Origin of the sequence: Aurantimonas manganoxydans SI85-9A1 (assembly GCF_000153465.1) — a bacterium.
GTDB classification, from domain to species: Bacteria; Pseudomonadota; Alphaproteobacteria; order Rhizobiales; family Rhizobiaceae; genus Aurantimonas; species Aurantimonas manganoxydans.
Map to the genome: position 1 here is coordinate 2,023,903 of NZ_CH672387.1, position 14,928 is coordinate 2,038,830.

Genomic DNA, 14,928 nt, shown 5'->3' on the forward strand with positions numbered 1-14,928 from the left:
GCGGCCATCGGCCTTGCGGTCACTTGCCGCCGAGAAGATCGGCGAAACGGTCCCGCAGGATGTTCTTCTGCACCTTGCCCATGGTGTTTCGCGGCAGTTCGTCGACGAAGACGATGCGCTTGGGCTGCTTGAAGCGGGCGAGCCGTTCGGCCAGCGCGCCCGTCAGCTCGGCCTCGTCGAGCGCCCGCCTGGCCACGACGACGCCGACGACGCCCTCGCCGAAATCGGGATGCGGCACGCCGACCACGGCGCTTTCGACGACACCCGGCAGTTCGTCGAGCGCCAGCTCGACTTCCTTGGGATAGATGTTGAAGCCGCCGGAGATGATCAGGTCCTTGCCGCGGCCGACGATCGTCACATAGCCCTGCGGATCGATCAGCCCGAGGTCGCCGGTGATGAAGAAGCCGTCGGCGCGGAATTCGGCGGCGGTCTTCTCCGGCATCTGCCAGTAGCCGCAGAAGACATTCGGACCCTTGACCTCGATGACGCCGATCTCGCCATCGGGCAGCGGCTTGGCGGTTTCCGCATCGACGATCCGCAGCTCGACGCCGGGGAGCGGGAAGCCGACGGTTCCGGCGCGGCGCTCGCCGTCATAGGGATTGGAGGTCGACATGTTGGTCTCGGTCATGCCGTAGCGCTCGAGAATGCGCTGGCCGGTCCGCTCCTCGAAGGCACGGTGGGTCTCGGCCAGAAGCGGCGCGGAGCCCGAGGTGAACAGCCGCATATGGGCAGTGCGCTCGCGGTTCAGGCGCTCGTCGGCGAGAAGACGGGTGTAGAAGGTCGGCACGCCCATCATCGCGGTCGCCCGGGGCAGGTACTTGAACACCTGCTCGACGTCGAATTTCGGCAGGAAGATCATCGTGCCGCCGGCGATCATCGCGGTGTTGGACGCGACGAACAGGCCGTGGGTGTGGAAGATCGGCAGGAGGTGCAGCAACACGTCCTCGGCGGTGAAGCGCCAGTAGTCGCGCAGCACTTCGGCGTTGGACAGGAGATTGTCCTGGGTGAGCATGGCGCCCTTGGAGCGGCCGGTCGTCCCCGAGGTGTAGAGGATCGCGGCGAGGTCGCTCGGCTGGCGCGCGACCGTGGCGAATTCGCCGGACGCCGCATCGGCCTGCGCGTTGAGGCTCCCGGCGTCCATGGCGCGGACGCCGAGCGTCTCGAGGCGCGCACCTGCGCCCTCGGCGGTCGCGGCCAGCCCGTCGCGCTTGGCGGGGTCGCAGACGAAGACGCGCGGCTTGGCGTCGTTGAGGAAGTAGTCGATCTCGGTCGGCGTATAGGCGGTGTTGAGCGGCAGGAAGACGCCGCCGGCGCGCACCGTGCCGAGATAGAGCATCAGCGCTTCGATCGACTTGTCGGCCTGCACGGCCACGCGGTCGCCCGGCTCGACGCCCAGCGCAACCAAAGCATTGGCAAAGCGCGCCGAGACCGCCTCGACATCGGCATAGGTGAATTCGCGGCCGTCGGGCAGGATCGCGAAACACTTGTCCGGCGTCGTGCGTCCCGTGGCGAGGAGGCCGTCGAAGAGCGGGTTTGTCATGCTACGTCCTTCATGGAATTAACTTCGCCGCGCTTGGGCAGCAGCGACGTCACGGCCCGGCTGGCGGCGATGTCGCCATCCGCCGCATAGGCCTCGTGACGCTGCTCGACGCGCGGCAGGTCGTAAAGATAATTGACCATCAGCCCGTGGGCCTGGGCGAGGCCGCCCGGCGAGATGTCGCCCAGATGCATGATGCGGTTGAGCATCGCGCCATTGCCGAGATGAAAGCGGGCGACCGGATCGACCGGTCCACCGCGCGGACGCCGGGCGCGCAGGAAATAGCGTGCGCCGAGCGACAGCAATCCGGCACGGGCGGCTTCTGCCTTCGCCGGATCGCCGGCCCAGCCGGGCTCGCCGACGATCTCGATCGCGCGTTTCTCAGGCGCTTCCAGCCGGTCGATCGTCGCGGGCGGCAGGGCCGCGAGCCAGCCGGCAAAGCCGGGGACCGGCGACAGCGTCACGAAGGTGCGCAGGTTCGGCACCGCGTCCTTCAGATCCTGCGCCACCTGCTTGATCAGGAAGGAGCCGAAGGACACGCCGGCGAGGCCCTTGTGGCAATTGGAGATCGAATAGAACACCGCGGTCTGCGCGTCCTGCGGCGACAGGGCCGTGCGCTGCGGGTCGAGCACCGAGGCGATGGATACCGGAATCTCCGCGGTCAGCGCCACCTCGACGAAAATCAGCGGATCGTCCGGGATCGAGGGGTGGAAGAAGGCGAAGCAGCGCCGGTCCGGCGGGGCGAGCCGCTGGCGCAGCTCGTCCCAGTTGCCGATGGCGTGGACCGCCTCGTAGCGGATGATCTTTTCCAGGATGCTGGCCGGGGTGTTCCAGTCGATCGGCCGCAGCAGCAGGAAGCCGCGATTGAACCAGGACTGGAACAGATGGCAGAGATCGGCATCGACCGGACCGTAGCGCTTGCGGTCGGCCTTCAGGAGCGGCAGCAGGCGCTCGCGCAGCGTGACCAGTTCGGCGGTGCCGCCCGGCGCGAGATTCAGGCGCCGGAACAGCTCCTGGCGCGGCGCCTCGGCATGATGCTGGAGCCGTGCCAGCGTCTCGGCGTCGGGCGTGTCGAGAAACGCGGCGGCGGCATCGCTCAGGGCCGCCTGGTCCGGGGTGAACTCATCCGCCAGCATCTGGAAGAAGCGCTTGGCGTCGGTGTCGCTGAGGCTCCGGAAGCCGCGCAGGATCTCGGCCGCAAGGCGTACCCCGGAGGCTTCGCCGCGCGAGGAGACCAGTTCGTGGCAAAGCGCCGCCAGTTGGCCGACGCCGATCGTCCGGTTGGCGTTATCACCGAGAAACCAGGACCGGGCGCCGATCGAATCGAGAAGGTCGGACAAGAGGGAGACGCGGCTCATAGCTCAGGCCCCATGACGAGTTCGGGCAGGAGGAGGGCGATCTGCGGAAACAGGCACAGCGTGATGATGCCGAGGATCATGCAGACGACGTAGGGCAGGGACCCGCGCAGGATCTGGCCGAGCGTGATGTCGGGCGCGATGCCGTTGATGACGTAGAGGTTGAGGCCGACCGGCGGCGTGATCAGGCCGATCTCCATGTTGATCGTCAGGATGACGGCGAACCAGTAGGGGTCGAAGCCGGCACCGGTGATGATCGGCAGCAGGATCGGCGCCGTCATCAGGATGACCGCGACCGGCGGCAGGAAGAAGCCGGCGACCAGCAGGAAGAGGTTGACCACGCCCATCAGCACCCAGCGGTTCACGTCCATGTCGGCGATGAAGGCAGCGATCGACTGGGTGATGAACAGCGAGGACAGGGCAAAGGCGAAGAGCTCGGACGCGCCGATGATCAGCATGATCATCACGCTCTCCTTGAGCGTGTCGCGAAAGATCACCGTCATCTGCGAGAAGCGCCAGGTGCGCGAGATCATGCCGTAGATCACCGCGACGAGGATCAGGCAGAACAGCGCCCCGACACCCGCCGCCTCGGACGGCGTGGCGACGCCGCCATACAGGACGAAGAGCACGGCGACGATGATCGCCAGGAAGGGCAGCACCCGCGGCAGCGCGGCGAAGCGCTCGCGCATGGAGAAGCGCTGCGACAGTTCGGTGAGGCCCAGCCCCTGCCGCTTGCAGGCATAGATGGTCCAGATCATGAAGAACACGGTCAGCATGATGCCGGGACCGACGCCGGCCAGGAACAGGCGACCGATCGAGGTTTCGGTGGCGATGCCGTAGACGATCATCGTCACCGAGGGCGGGATCAGGATGCCGAGCGTACCGCCGGCGGCAATGGAACCAGCCGCGATCTCCGGCGGATAGCCGCGCTGGCGCATCTCGGGAATGCCCATCTTGCCGATCGCCGCGCAGGTGGCGGGCGACGAGCCGGACAGGGCCGCGAAGATCGAGCAGGCGCCGAGATTGGACAGGACGAGGCCGCCGGGCACCCGGTTGAGCCAGCGGTCCAGCGCCTCGTAGAGGTCCTTGCCGGCGGGCGAGGAGGCAACGGCGGCGCCCATCAGGATGAACATCGGGATGGCGACGAGGCCGAAGGACGCCATGCCGCCGAAGAACTGCTCACCGAGCGTTTCGAGGAAGAACGGCCCGTAGACGACGAAGAGCGCGCCCATGGAGACGAGACCGAGGGCGAAGGCGATGGGCGTGCCGATGGCGAGCAGCACCAGCAGGACGCCCAGCATGGCGAAACCGGAGACGGTCGGGCTCATCGATCAGGCTTTCTTGACGGTATCGGAGAACAGGGCGTCCTGATTGGCGAGGTGCGGATCGGCACCGTCGAGCCACAGACGCATCAGTTCGGCGATGTATTGGACGGCGAGCCAGACGGTGCCGACCAGCATGGGCAGGACTGGGATCCAGAGCGGGATGGCCCAGACCGATTCGGTCATCCAGCCATTCGTCCAGCTCTCGTGGAAGTGGTACCAGGAGGCGTAGGCGATCAGCCCGACGAAGAGGAGCGAAGCGAGCGCGGACAGCGCCTGCAGGATGGCCCGGACCCGCGGCCCCGAGGCGATCTGCAGAATGTCAACGTTCACGTGGCCGCGCTCGATGAGCACCCAGGGCGCCCCGAGGAAGGTGGCCGCGACGATGGCGAAGATCGTGAATTCGGTCTGCCAGACGGTGGACTGCACAAGGACGTAGCGCACGAAGACCATGTGCGAGACGGCAAAGATCGCCGCGAGCAGCAACAGGGCACCGATGACGCCGAGGAGGCGCGAGACCGCCGAGACGGCGCGGATGAAGGACCGCATGTCAGATTCCGAGCTTGAGGCCTGAGATACGGGAGCCGGCATCGCCGGCCCCCGTTGTCGCTTTGTCGGCGTTACGGGCTATTCGACGGCCAGTGCGGCGTCGATCAGCGCCTGACCGTTCGGGACCTTCTCGGCGAACTCCTTGTAGGAGGTCTCCTTGGCGATCGCGAGCCAGGCGTCGTAGTTCTCCTTGGTCATCTCGGTGACCTCGACGCCGTTCTTCTTGTAGACCTCGATCAGTTCGGCATCGAGCTTGGACGCTTCCTCGGCGAAGTAGGCTTCGGCCTTCTCGCCGGCGGCCATCAGCGCGTCCTGCTGTTCCTTGCTGAGCTTCTCGAAGGAGCGCTTCGACATCAGGATCGGCTCGTACATGAACCACAGGGCGTTCTCGCCCGGCGCGGTCAGGCAGGTCGAGACCTCGTAGATGCGGTAGGACACCAGCGACCCGGACGAGGTGTTGGCGCCCTGCAGGACGTTCTGCTGCATGCCGGTGTAGATTTCCGAGGACGGCATCGACGAGATCGACGCGCCCGCTCCGACCAGCATCTGCTCGAAGGCCGGGCCGGCGGCGCGCAGGGTCTGGCCCTTGGCGCTTTCCGGGCTGGTGATGCAGGTCTTGGACGACACGAAGCCGCCGGCAAGCCACGCATCCGACAGGACGAGAGCGCCGGCCTCGTCGATCGACTTCTTGATCTCGTCCATGAAGGGCGAATCGTTCAGCCGCTGGGCCCGGTCGTGGTTGCCGACCAGGCCAGGCATGAGCGTCGCGGAATACTCAGGATGACGGCCGGACGCGTAGTCCAGCGGGAAGGCGGTGATGTCCACCTGGCCCTTGGTCACGGCGCCCCACTGGTCACGCGGCTTGAACAGCGAACCGTTCGGGAAGACCTGGACTTTCAGCCCGACATTGGCGGCCTCGACCTCCTTGCCGATCATCTGGACCATCTCGTCGCGCACGTCGCCCTTGCCGCCCGGCCACTGGTGCGAAGCGCGCAGCGTCACGTCCTGCGCCAAGGCAGAGGCTGTCAGGGCAAGGCCGCATACGGCCGTCAGCAACATCGTCTTCATGGAATTCTCCTCCCGTTGATTGTTCTGCCGCGCCTCCCGACGCGTTGAGGCAAGCCAATACTCTCTTGCATGCCTTGTCAATTGGATTGTATACGATCTGTATGAGCGTATCGGATGTGCCTGCAGCGACGATCATGCCTCCCGCAGGGGATGGCAAGTCCGCGGCCGTGTCGAAGGGCGCGGTTGCCTCGGCGCGGCCCAAGGCCAGCGAGATCCGCGACGCGCTGGAACAGGAAATCGTCACCAATGCCCGCAGCGCCGGCGAGCGTCTCGACGAGCAGGCGATCGCCCGCCGCTTCGCCGTTTCGCGCACCCCGGTCCGGGAGGCGATCAACCAGCTGGCTTCGGCCGGTCTCATCGAACAGCTCCCCAATCGCGGCGCCTTCGTGCGGCAGGTCGGTCTCGGCGAACTGGTGGAGATGTTCGAGGTGATGGCCGAGCTCGAGGGCATGGCCGGACGCCTGGCCGCGCGCCGTGCCGCGCCGCAGGCCCTGGCGGCCCTGCAGGCAGCCTTGGTCGCCTGCGGTGCAGCGGCAGCCCAGCAGGATACCGACGCCTATTATTACGAGAACGAACGGTTCCACCACGCGATCTACGACGCCTGCGGCAACGCCTTCCTGGCAGCAGAGGCGAAGCGATTGCACATGCGGTTGAAGGCCTATCGCCGCCTGCAGTTGCGGGTGTCGCAGCGCATGAAGCAGTCGCTGCAGGAGCATGAGCGCATCGTGGCCGCGATCGCTGCCGGCGATGGCGAGACGGCCGAGCGCGAGCTGCGGGCGCATATCGCCGTCCAGGGCGAGCGTTTCGCGGATCTGGTGGCGAGCGTCGGCGCAGCCGCGCGATAGACGTCGCAGCCGCTCAGCTTCCAGCCCGACCAATCAGGCTCCTTGCGGCAGGCACGAAAAAGCCCGGCGCGCTGTCGCGGCCGGGCCTGATCGTCGATGAACGTGAAGCGTCGCACGGACGGTCCTACGAGTTCATTTCCTTCAGCGTGTTGATGTAGTTCTCCGGGAACAGCATGTGGTTGGGCGCCTTCAGGCCCATATGTTCGGCGATGTCGCCGATGAAGGAACTGCAATTGTAGAGCACCGCGTGCCAGACCGGCGAGGAATCCTGCAGGCTGCGGATATAACCCACGACGTCGCGATACTCTTCTTCGGTCAGGTCGATCCGGTAATGCGCGGTCATGTAGGCGATCTCGGTGTCGCCGTCGCTGGGGCCGGTCTCGGACGGTACGGGCAGGAAGTGACCGATCGTATAGGGCACGTTGCTGGTCGATGCAGGATGCAGGCCGGCGACCTCGGTCACGCCGGGAATCAGCACGCCCTTCGAATCGGTTGGGATGCGGCCGTTCTGGTCCAGCTTGCCGAACACCACGAAGCTATGGCCGTAGCTCAACGCGTTGCGGGCGCGGAAATCGATGAAATAGGGCTTGGAGAGCTGCTGCGCGGCGCCGGACTGTCCGGGAGGGGGGGCGAAGGCGGCAGGCGCGACGAGCGCGGCGCTGGAGTTGACCGGTGCACCGGCCGACATGGTATTGGCCGAGTTCGAGGTACAGCCCGTAACAAGGGCACCGAGAGCCGCGGCGAACGCGATTCGCAGGAATTTCGAAGACATTGTCGGCCTTTCAAGTCGAAGACGGCCAGGAGCCATTCGACGGGGACAAGACATAGAAGCGCCCCCCGATGTCGAGCATCGCGGAACGCGTAGCGTGGACCAGTGATTGGTCGGCGCTTGGAGGGAGCGCTAGAGCGACTCCCTCCAAGAAACCAAGGTCAGCCCTTGGTGACGTAGGTCTGCTCGACGACCATCGGCTCAGCAACCGGAGCCTTGCCCTTGCCCTTGCCAATGCCCTTGCCCATGCAGCCAGCGAAGGATGCGAGGGCGACGACCGCGACCGATGCGATGACGATTTTCTTCATTTTGAACTACCTATCAATGTGACGGTTGGTGCCGCAGCTTGAATATTCCGACGCCTTTTTGCGGCCGGTGCGACAAGAACCTGTTGCGTTTGGGTGGTACGGGCAAGTGCGGAAATGCCACACATCGCAGGCAACGTGACGGAATAGAAGCGTTTGGCTCCGACGTGTGACTGCGGATTATGAAGAACCCTTCATAAGCGCCTGAAACTCCGTGTTCGTCCCTCTGCTCTCTCAATCCGAAAACGGTCCTGTTTGCAAGGGCCGCCAGGGCTCAAGATTCGTTAAATCCTGCAACAGAGTGCTGCATTTACAGCACTGCACTGCGTTGCTCTTCAAGCCGCATGCCGCGACTCCTCAGTTTGCCGCGACATTGGTCGGCGGACCCTGGATCACCGCCCGCGATTCGCGGATGGCGTCGACGTTCTGATCGATGACGGTCGGCCGTTCGGCTGCCGTGAAGGCGAAGCCGTCGACCCCCGTCACCGAGGCGATTTCCTCCTGCAGACGCTCCCGCGTGGTGCCGCAACTGGCATAGGCGATCTCGGCCAGGGACCGTTCGTCCTGCACCTGAATCGACGCCTTCACGGCCTCGTCGTAATTGCAGAAGGCGTCGGCCCGCAGCGCCTGGTCCAGCCGCTCGTCGAGCATGCCGTATTGCTGCTGGATCGCGATCTTCCGGGCGGTGTAATTGTTCAGATACGTCTTGCGCAGCGCCAGCCGGCACTGGGCATAGACCAGTTCGCCGGGAATGATCAGCAGGCTTCGACAGTGGGCGTCGTCCTGCGGGGCCGACAGGTCGAGCGCAGCCATGTCCATGTCGTCTCCCACGCAGCCGGCGAGGAGTACAGCAAGAGCCGCGACAGGTGCGAGGGCGGGAATGCGCATGACCATCTTCGTCTTTCTACGGTTCCGTAGAACCCGGCTGGCTGTCGGATCGGCACCGCGACGTTGGCGCGGCACCATATGATCGCAAGGAAATTAAGGATCTGTTGCCCACGTCTGACGATCGTCTCGCAAGACTGCACAGACCCGGTTCGCACGCTGGACCGGACGGACCGGCGCAACCTGATCAGGCACGAAACGGGTCACGCCGCGGGCGAGAACGACAGAGTGTTCAATTCCGGCGAAGGTGTGACGCAGGTGGGGCTTTCAGGACGCACTGCCCATGAAAGCTGCCCCTCGGGGACCGCGTATGGCGACATGGTGATGGCGGCAGGCGTGATCGCCTATTCCTGTTCCTGCGGGGTCCCGGCCTCCATCCCGCGACGCACCTCGTCGCGCAGTTCATCGGTCATTTCCTTCGCCGCGCAGGTCCGCGTGGGGCTGATGACCTCCTGCTGCGCGAGGTCCTCGCGTGAGATCGGGCAGACCTTGCCGGCGAGTTCTGGCGTCACCGAGATGGTCAGTGGCAGCTCGGACACCTTGATGCCGAGATCCGTCGCCAGCGCTGTCTTCAGGTCCCAGTCGCCGAGCGACACTTCGACGAATTCCGAACCGGGTTCGCCATCGAGCGCGGGCGCCTCGGTCTGCGCGGCGGCGGGATATTGCAGCGCGGCCGCCATCGCGCCTGCCAGAAGCAGGGCCAAGGGTGTCGACGCGATCCGGTGATACATTTCGTTGGCTCCAAGACTGCTGCAAGCGGTCGCGCCGCATGCCTGATTTCCCGCAATCATAGGGTCCAACCGTGACTTTGCCATGGCCGAGGCATCGCGCTCGGCACAAGAGTCCGCCGCACGCCCCGCGATAGACATCGGCAATCGCCCGATTTGCCCAGGCGGTCCGACAATATTTCATGGCTGCCATGCCGTTGTGCGTTGCAGCAAAGACGCCTAGCTGTCGGGGCAGGGAGGTCCAATTCTTCTTCAGAGGGACCAAAGACATGAAGACTGCAATCGCAACCGCCGCCATCGCCCTGTTCGCATTCGGCGCCGCACAGGCCGAAGAACTGAAGCCGCTGGCCGGCAAGACCATCGATCTCGGCGGCGTCCAGGGCGCAGCCTACTACACGGTCGAAGGCGAAGATTTCCGCGTCGTGACGACGCTTCAGGCCGGCGAGACGGGCAGCCCGCTGCGTTTCGTCTCGACGCTGTCGGATGGTGAGACGCTGACCGTTCAGGTTCCGTCCCGCAATGGCGGCACCACCGAGGACCTGATGATCACCCGCACGGGCGACGTCCTCGACGTCTCGCCGAAGGCCGATCTGCGCGCCGCTGCCAGCCTTCGCTGACACCGCCAGACCGTACGACCAGGTTTCAGACGCAGCTGCCATGCCGGGGAGACCCCGGCATGGCCGTTGACGTTTGGGCCCGCGTCAGGTGGCTCCGGGTGCCGTTGCACCGCGCACGGACTTTCCTCGCGGCGAGCGAACTGGCAGGTTCGGGTCATGGCGAATATCGATATCAAGCATGACGATGCGCTGATCATCGTCGACGTACAGAACGACTTCTGCCGGGGCGGCGCCCTGGCGGTGCTCGACGGCGACAGCGTCTTGGCGCCGATCAACGCGCTGGCTCCGCACTTTCCGGTCGTCGTGCAGACCCAGGACTGGCACACGCCGGATCACGTCTCCTTTGCGTCCAGCCATCGGCGCAACGCCTTCGAGGTGATCACCTTGCCCTATGGGCCGCAGGTGCTGTGGCCCGATCACTGCGTCGTGGGCACAGGCGGCGCGGATTTCCATCCGGCTCTGCATGTCCCCAACGTTCAGATGATCGTCCGCAAGGGTTTCCACCCGTCCGTCGACAGCTATTCCGCCTTCGTCGAAGCCGACCATGCTACTCGGACCGGGCTGGCCGGCTATCTGCGCGAGCGCGGCGTCGGCCGGGTCTTCGTCGCGGGCCTGGCGACGGATTTCTGCGTCGCGTGGACCGCACTCGACGGGCGCCGGGCCGGCTTCGAGGTGGTCGTCGTGGAGGATGCCTGCCGGTCGATCGATCTCGACGGCTCGCTGGCGCGGGCCTGGCAGGACCTCGATGCCGCGGGTGTCGGCCGCTGCCAGTCCGACGAGCTTCTCCCCGGTTTGCCGGTGCCCGACGGCGCCGATCGCGCTTCATCAGCCTGACTTGGCATTTGATCGTGCCGCGACTTGCGGTATCGATGGCCACCGTCATCAGCAGGAAGCGTGTTCCGTGAGCCAAACCTCAACCAACGAAGTCTTTCGCAAGATCGCCACCGCGACGATCACCACGATCCTCCTGAAGAAGGGTCTGCGCAATGTCTGGCTGCGCGGCCCGATGCCGATGGAAGACGGCATGGAGCGGATCGTCGGCCGCGCCTTCACGCTGCGCTTCGTGCCGGCGCGCGAGGACCTGGCGACGCCGGAATCCTGGTCGTCGCCCAATTCCACCCGCGGCGCCATCGAGGCGATGCCGGACGGCTGCATCGCCGTGGTCGATGCCATGAGCGTCGATGACGCCGGCATCTTCGGCGACATCCTGTGTGCCCGGATGGTGAAGAAGGGCGTCGCCGCCCTCGTCACCGACGGCGTCGTGCGCGATCTCGCCGGCGTGCGCGGCACCGGCCTGCCGGTGTGGTGCGCGGGCGTGGCCGCGCCGCCCTCGGTGGCCGGGCTGACCTTCGTCGGCTGGCAGGAGCCGATCGCCTGCGGCGGCGTCGCGGTGTTCCCGGACGATCTGATCGTGGCGGACGACGATGGCGCCGTGGTGATTCCCGCCGCGCTGGTCGACGAGGTGCGCGATGCCTGCGTCGAGCAGGAAGAGCTGGAAGCCTGGATCATGACCGAGGTCGATCGCGGCGTTGCGCTGCCGGGTCTCTATCCGCCGAATGCGGAAACCCGCGAGCGCTACGAGAAGAGCCGCGGCCGCTAAGGCTCAGCGCGACTCGTCAGAACACAAAAGGGGCGGCGCCGCAGCGCCGCCCTTCTTCATGTCCGATCTGTCTGGCCGGCCTAGGCGTCGTCAGCCTTGCTATCGCCATCGACCTCGACCGTCTCGGCTGGGCGCCGCTCGATTTCGCCGCCCAGCCGGTCGACGCTGCCTGGGCGATCGAAGGCGTTGTCCTGCGAGGGCCGCGCCTTCGGCGCGTTCTGGCGGTAGCTGACGTCCTGGTCGCGATCCTGGGCGTCGGGATTGTTCTGCTGGTTGTCGAACCTGTCCGGTACATTGCTCATGTGACACTCCCGTGCGTTGCGGCGGCAGCGCCCCTATATGGGAGCCAGCCGATCCGTTCGGGGGGCAATCCGCTGCGGCGGGCTTCGTTCCCGGCGGACCGGACCAGACACGGAAGGATATCGACATGGACGCCAAGACCTACCCCGTCACACGCACCGATGCCGAGTGGCGCGCGATGCTGTCGCCGGAACAGTATCAGGTGATGCGCGGCCACGGGACGGAGCGCCCAGGCAGCTGCGCCCTGCTGCACGAGAAGCGGCCGGGGACCTTCACCTGCGCCGGCTGCGGGCAGCCGCTGTTTATCGCCGGCCAGAAATTTGAAAGCGGCACCGGTTGGCCGTCCTTCGATACGCCAGTCGAGGGCGCCGTCGAGACCACCGAGGATCGCAGCCACGGCATGGTCCGCACCGAGTGCCATTGCAGCCAGTGCGGCAGCCATCTCGGACATGTCTTCCCGGACGGTCCGCCGCCGACGGGTCTGCGCTACTGCATCAACGGCGTCGCCATGGAATTCGAGCCCGACGCCGCCTGATCGGGACCGCCACGCACCGGTGATCCAGGTGCGTGGCGTCATCTGTCGCCCGGTGGCGTGTCGTCGTCGGCGAGAATGCGCCATGCCGCGCCGTCGAGATCCTCGTACTGGCGGGTGCGGACGGTCCACAGGAAGGCCGCGAGACCGACCAGCCCGAGCAGAAGCGCGATCGGCACGAGGATCAGCAGGATATTCATGCCGTTGCCTCGGCAGCCGGCTCGAACGCCGGTGACCGGCTTTCGGCGACCGGCTGCGCCGACGTTCCCGCCTTGCCGTCGAAACTGCCTCCCGACAGTCGCAGGCTGTTGGCCACCACCACAATCGACGACGCCGACATGGCGATTGCCGCCACGAGCGGCGTGACCAGGCCCGCCATGGCCAGCGGCACGGCGATGCAATTATAGGCGATCGCCAGTCCGAAATTCTGCCGCACCAGCCGCTTTGCGCGCAGCGCGATGCCATGGGCGAAGGGCACGCTGCGCAGGCTGTCGCGGGTGAAGACGAAATCGGCGGCGAGCCGCCCGGCATCACAGGCGGAGGCCGGGGCCATGGAGACATCGGCGGCGGCCAGGCTCGGCGCGTCGTTGAGGCCGTCACCCACCATCAGGACATGGGCACCGCCTGCCTGAAGCGCGCGGATCCGGTCGATCTTTGCCGCCGGCGACTGGCCGGCTGCTGCATGGCCGATCCCCAGTTCGCCCGCCACCCGGCGCACCCCCAACTCGCCGTCGCCCGACAGCAGTTCGGTGGCCAGTCCGGCCGATCGCAGGGCTTCAAGGGCCTCATGCGCGCCGGTCCGCAGCGATTCCCCGAGCACGAAATTCGCCGTTGTCTGCCCCTCGATGGCGAAGCCGACACCCTCCGTGGCGGTCGAGGCCTGTCCCGCGATTTCGCCGACCCAGTCCGGCCGTCCGAGCTGGACGCGGCGACCCTGCCAGATGGCGGCGATGCCGCATCCCGGCCATTCCCGGATATCATCGAGCTCCGCCATAGAACCGCTTCCCAAATAGTGCCGGAGCGCGAGCGAGGCGGGGTGGTTCGAGCGGCCGGCGAGGGCGCGCGCCACGTCGCGGAAGGTTGCGGGCATGTTCGACGCGGCGACGTGGGGCGTGCCCGTCGTCAGGGTCCCGGTCTTGTCAAACAGCACCGTGTCGATCTCGGCCAAGCGCTCGAGCCCCGTGCCGTCCTTCATCAGGATGCCCGCCTCGAAGAGACGCGCGGCGCCGATGACATGCACCACCGGGACGGCGAGCCCGAGAGCGCAGGGGCAGGTGACGATCAGAACCGCGATCGCCGCATAGAGCGCCTGATACCAGTCGCCGCCCGTCGCGATCAGCCAGAGGAGGAACGTCGCCGCGGCGAGGAGATGGACCGCCGGCGCGTAGATCCGCGCCATCCGGTCGGCCACGCGCACATAGCGTCCGCGACCGGTCTCGGCCGCTTCCATCATGCGGACGATCTCGGCGAGGAAGGAATCGTCCGCGCTCGTGAGCGCCTCGACCTCCAGGGCGCCCGACAGGTTGAGGGTGCCCGCCTCGACCCGGGCGCCCGGCGCGACGGCGAATGGCGCGCTTTCGCCGGTGACGAGCGAGCGGTCGAGTTCGCTGCGGCCCGTGAGGACCATCGCATCGACCGGCATCCGTTCGCCGGCGGCGACGCGCAGGACCATGCCGGGCTGCACCTCGTCGAGGGGCACGTAGCGGGTTTCGCCATCGGCGAGCAGCGTCGCGCCGCGTGCGGCCAGTCGCGAGATAGCGACGACGGCGCTGCGGGCGCGCTCGCGCATGCGCTGGTCGAGATACCGGCCCACCAGCAGAAAGAAGATCAGCGTCACGGCCGCGTCGAAATAGGCTTCGGCGCCGCCGTTCAGGCTCTCGTAGAGACTCATGGCGAGGGCCAGGAGGACAGCCAGCGAGATCGGGACATCCATGTTCAGCCGCCCGACACGCAGCGCCGAGACGGCCGAGCGGAAGAAAGGCTGGCCGGCGAACGCCACGGTCGGTACCGCGATCAGGGCCGAGACGAGGTGGAAGAGATCCCGCGTCGCGGCATCAGCCCCGGACCAGACGGAGACCGACAGGAGCATGATGTTGGCCGCACCGAATCCGGCGATCGCCAGCGCGGTCAGCAGGCGTGTCGATTCGCGCCGGGTGCCCAAGGTTTCGAGGTCACCGAGATCGACCGGCGTGCCGGGATAGCCCAGCGCATCCAATGCGTTGGCGATGACGCCCGGTGAGATGTCGGCGGAACGTGTGACCACGGTCACGCGGCGGAGCGTCAGATTGACCCGAACCGAGACGATGCCGGGCAGGGGCTTCAGGGCGGTTTCGATGGCCGACAGGCAGGCGCCGCAGCGAATGCCGGGCACTGACAGGACATAGGTCACCGTGCCGTCCGGTGCCTGCCGCCCGGCATGGCGCAGTTCCTCGGTCCGCGCATCGACGGGGCCGGCGACGTCGCTCAGGTCGGCGGGGAGCGTGAAAGCGGTGCCGCAGCAGCTCATGATCGTGCGC

At 66.6% G+C, this 14,928-nt stretch carries 17 protein-coding genes; 5 read left to right on the forward strand and 12 right to left on the reverse strand.

Features of this window, described 5'->3' with window-relative positions; genetic code table 11:
• Window positions 1–19 precede the first annotated feature (19 nt).
• From SI859A1_RS09550 to SI859A1_RS09570, 5 genes are all read right to left on the reverse strand, one after another.
• Window positions 20–1,540 (reverse strand): malonate--CoA ligase, encoded by a 1,521-nt coding sequence (locus SI859A1_RS09550; protein ID WP_009209581.1) that lies wholly within the window; start codon window positions 1,538–1,540, stop codon window positions 20–22.
• A complete protein-coding gene (locus SI859A1_RS09555; protein WP_040325639.1) occupies window positions 1,537–2,895 on the reverse strand; it encodes a malonyl-CoA decarboxylase in 1,359 nt (452 codons plus the stop codon). Before SI859A1_RS09555 ends, SI859A1_RS09550 begins: the two co-directional genes overlap by 4 nt.
• Window positions 2,892–4,220, reverse strand: coding sequence for a TRAP transporter large permease (locus SI859A1_RS09560; protein WP_009209583.1), 1,329 nt, complete (start codon window positions 4,218–4,220; stop codon window positions 2,892–2,894). The genes SI859A1_RS09555 and SI859A1_RS09560 overlap by 4 nt, the downstream gene beginning before the upstream one ends.
• 3 nt (window positions 4,221–4,223) lie before the next feature.
• Window positions 4,224–4,763: a TRAP transporter small permease subunit gene (locus SI859A1_RS09565; RefSeq protein ID WP_040325640.1), complete on the reverse strand. Its 540-nt coding sequence runs from the start codon at window positions 4,761–4,763 to the stop codon at window positions 4,224–4,226.
• A 78-nt stretch (window positions 4,764–4,841) separates the two neighbouring features.
• Window positions 4,842–5,831, reverse strand: a complete 990-nt coding sequence (locus SI859A1_RS09570; protein ID WP_009209585.1) for a TRAP transporter substrate-binding protein — start codon at window positions 5,829–5,831, stop codon at window positions 4,842–4,844.
• 101 nt (window positions 5,832–5,932) lie between these two features.
• On the opposite strand from SI859A1_RS09570, the gene SI859A1_RS09575 reads away from it, so the two are divergent.
• Window positions 5,933–6,676, forward strand: coding sequence for a GntR family transcriptional regulator (locus SI859A1_RS09575; protein ID WP_244491671.1), 744 nt, complete (start codon window positions 5,933–5,935; stop codon window positions 6,674–6,676).
• A 124-nt stretch (window positions 6,677–6,800) separates the two neighbouring features.
• Here the strand turns inward: SI859A1_RS09575 and SI859A1_RS09580 are convergent, their stop codons facing one another.
• From SI859A1_RS09580 to SI859A1_RS09590, 4 genes are all read right to left on the reverse strand, one after another.
• Window positions 6,801–7,448, reverse strand: a complete 648-nt coding sequence (locus SI859A1_RS09580) for a hypothetical protein (RefSeq protein WP_148233793.1) — start codon at window positions 7,446–7,448, stop codon at window positions 6,801–6,803.
• Window positions 7,449–7,606: 158 nt separating this feature from the next.
• Window positions 7,607–7,753 carry an ABC transporter gene (locus tag SI859A1_RS21175; RefSeq protein ID WP_085931392.1) on the reverse strand — a complete coding sequence of 49 codons (147 nt, stop codon included), beginning with the start codon at window positions 7,751–7,753 and terminating at the stop codon, window positions 7,607–7,609.
• A 354-nt stretch (window positions 7,754–8,107) separates the two neighbouring features.
• Window positions 8,108–8,563, reverse strand: coding sequence for a hypothetical protein (locus SI859A1_RS09585; RefSeq protein WP_244400957.1), 456 nt, complete (start codon window positions 8,561–8,563; stop codon window positions 8,108–8,110).
• 416 nt (window positions 8,564–8,979) lie between these two features.
• Window positions 8,980–9,339, reverse strand: a complete 360-nt coding sequence (locus SI859A1_RS09590) for a hypothetical protein (protein ID WP_040325641.1) — start codon at window positions 9,337–9,339, stop codon at window positions 8,980–8,982.
• A gap of 293 nt (window positions 9,340–9,632) precedes the next feature.
• Here SI859A1_RS09590 and SI859A1_RS09595 point away from each other — a divergent pair, with 293 nt between their 5' ends.
• The 3 genes from SI859A1_RS09595 to SI859A1_RS09605 all read left to right on the forward strand — a co-directional run bounded on the left by SI859A1_RS09595 (window position 9,633) and on the right by SI859A1_RS09605 (window position 11,580).
• Complete coding sequence (locus tag SI859A1_RS09595) at window positions 9,633–9,980, forward strand: hypothetical protein (protein ID WP_040325642.1); 348 nt, start codon at window positions 9,633–9,635, stop codon at window positions 9,978–9,980.
• A gap of 156 nt (window positions 9,981–10,136) precedes the next feature.
• Entirely contained in the window at window positions 10,137–10,814 is a 678-nt protein-coding gene (gene pncA / locus SI859A1_RS09600; protein WP_009209590.1) for a bifunctional nicotinamidase/pyrazinamidase, read from the forward strand.
• 67 nt (window positions 10,815–10,881) lie between these two features.
• On the forward strand, window positions 10,882–11,580 hold the full coding sequence (locus SI859A1_RS09605; protein ID WP_009209591.1) for a ribonuclease activity regulator RraA: 699 nt from the start codon (window positions 10,882–10,884) through the stop codon (window positions 11,578–11,580).
• Between the two features lie 80 nt (window positions 11,581–11,660).
• Here SI859A1_RS09605 and SI859A1_RS09610 read toward each other — a convergent pair whose 3' ends face one another.
• On the reverse strand, window positions 11,661–11,882 hold the full coding sequence (locus SI859A1_RS09610) for a hypothetical protein (protein ID WP_040325643.1): 222 nt from the start codon (window positions 11,880–11,882) through the stop codon (window positions 11,661–11,663).
• Window positions 11,883–12,007: 125 nt separating this feature from the next.
• Here SI859A1_RS09610 and msrB point away from each other — a divergent pair, with 125 nt between their 5' ends.
• A complete protein-coding gene (gene msrB / locus SI859A1_RS09615; protein ID WP_040325644.1) occupies window positions 12,008–12,415 on the forward strand; it encodes a peptide-methionine (R)-S-oxide reductase MsrB in 408 nt (135 codons plus the stop codon).
• A gap of 38 nt (window positions 12,416–12,453) precedes the next feature.
• On the opposite strand, the gene ccoS is transcribed toward msrB, so the two are convergent.
• Both ccoS and SI859A1_RS09620 read right to left on the reverse strand, forming a co-directional pair.
• Entirely contained in the window at window positions 12,454–12,612 is a 159-nt protein-coding gene (ccoS, locus tag SI859A1_RS20885) for a cbb3-type cytochrome oxidase assembly protein CcoS (RefSeq protein ID WP_081451362.1), read from the reverse strand.
• Window positions 12,609–14,918 (reverse strand): heavy metal translocating P-type ATPase, encoded by a 2,310-nt coding sequence (locus SI859A1_RS09620; protein WP_009209593.1) that lies wholly within the window; start codon window positions 14,916–14,918, stop codon window positions 12,609–12,611. The genes ccoS and SI859A1_RS09620 overlap by 4 nt, the downstream gene beginning before the upstream one ends.
• Window positions 14,919–14,928 lie beyond the last annotated feature (10 nt).

Excerpts from the sequence above, each read along its gene's own strand:
- SI859A1_RS09570 (WP_009209585.1), bottom strand. The coding sequence starts at position 5,831 with ATGAAGACGATGTTGCTGACGGCCGTATGCGGCCTTGCCCTGACAGCC.
- SI859A1_RS09565 (WP_040325640.1), bottom strand. The coding sequence starts at position 4,763 with ATGCGGTCCTTCATCCGCGCCGTCTCGGCGGTCTCGCGCCTCCTCGGC.
- SI859A1_RS09550 (WP_009209581.1), bottom strand. The coding sequence starts at position 1,540 with ATGACAAACCCGCTCTTCGACGGCCTCCTCGCCACGGGACGCACGACG.
- SI859A1_RS09585 (WP_244400957.1), bottom strand. The coding sequence starts at position 8,563 with ATGGCTGCGCTCGACCTGTCGGCCCCGCAGGACGACGCCCACTGTCGA.
- SI859A1_RS21175 (WP_085931392.1), bottom strand. The coding sequence starts at position 7,753 with ATGAAGAAAATCGTCATCGCATCGGTCGCGGTCGTCGCCCTCGCATCC.
- SI859A1_RS09575 (WP_244491671.1), top strand. The coding sequence starts at position 5,933 with ATGAGCGTATCGGATGTGCCTGCAGCGACGATCATGCCTCCCGCAGGG.
- SI859A1_RS09620 (WP_009209593.1), bottom strand. The coding sequence starts at position 14,918 with ATGAGCTGCTGCGGCACCGCTTTCACGCTCCCCGCCGACCTGAGCGAC.
- SI859A1_RS09560 (WP_009209583.1), bottom strand. The coding sequence starts at position 4,220 with ATGAGCCCGACCGTCTCCGGTTTCGCCATGCTGGGCGTCCTGCTGGTG.
- SI859A1_RS09610 (WP_040325643.1), bottom strand. The coding sequence starts at position 11,882 with ATGAGCAATGTACCGGACAGGTTCGACAACCAGCAGAACAATCCCGAC.
- pncA (WP_009209590.1), top strand. The coding sequence starts at position 10,137 with ATGGCGAATATCGATATCAAGCATGACGATGCGCTGATCATCGTCGAC.
- SI859A1_RS09580 (WP_148233793.1), bottom strand. The coding sequence starts at position 7,448 with ATGTCTTCGAAATTCCTGCGAATCGCGTTCGCCGCGGCTCTCGGTGCC.
- SI859A1_RS09555 (WP_040325639.1), bottom strand. The coding sequence starts at position 2,895 with ATGAGCCGCGTCTCCCTCTTGTCCGACCTTCTCGATTCGATCGGCGCC.
- msrB (WP_040325644.1), top strand. The coding sequence starts at position 12,008 with ATGGACGCCAAGACCTACCCCGTCACACGCACCGATGCCGAGTGGCGC.
- ccoS (WP_081451362.1), bottom strand. The coding sequence starts at position 12,612 with ATGAATATCCTGCTGATCCTCGTGCCGATCGCGCTTCTGCTCGGGCTG.
- SI859A1_RS09595 (WP_040325642.1), top strand. The coding sequence starts at position 9,633 with ATGAAGACTGCAATCGCAACCGCCGCCATCGCCCTGTTCGCATTCGGC.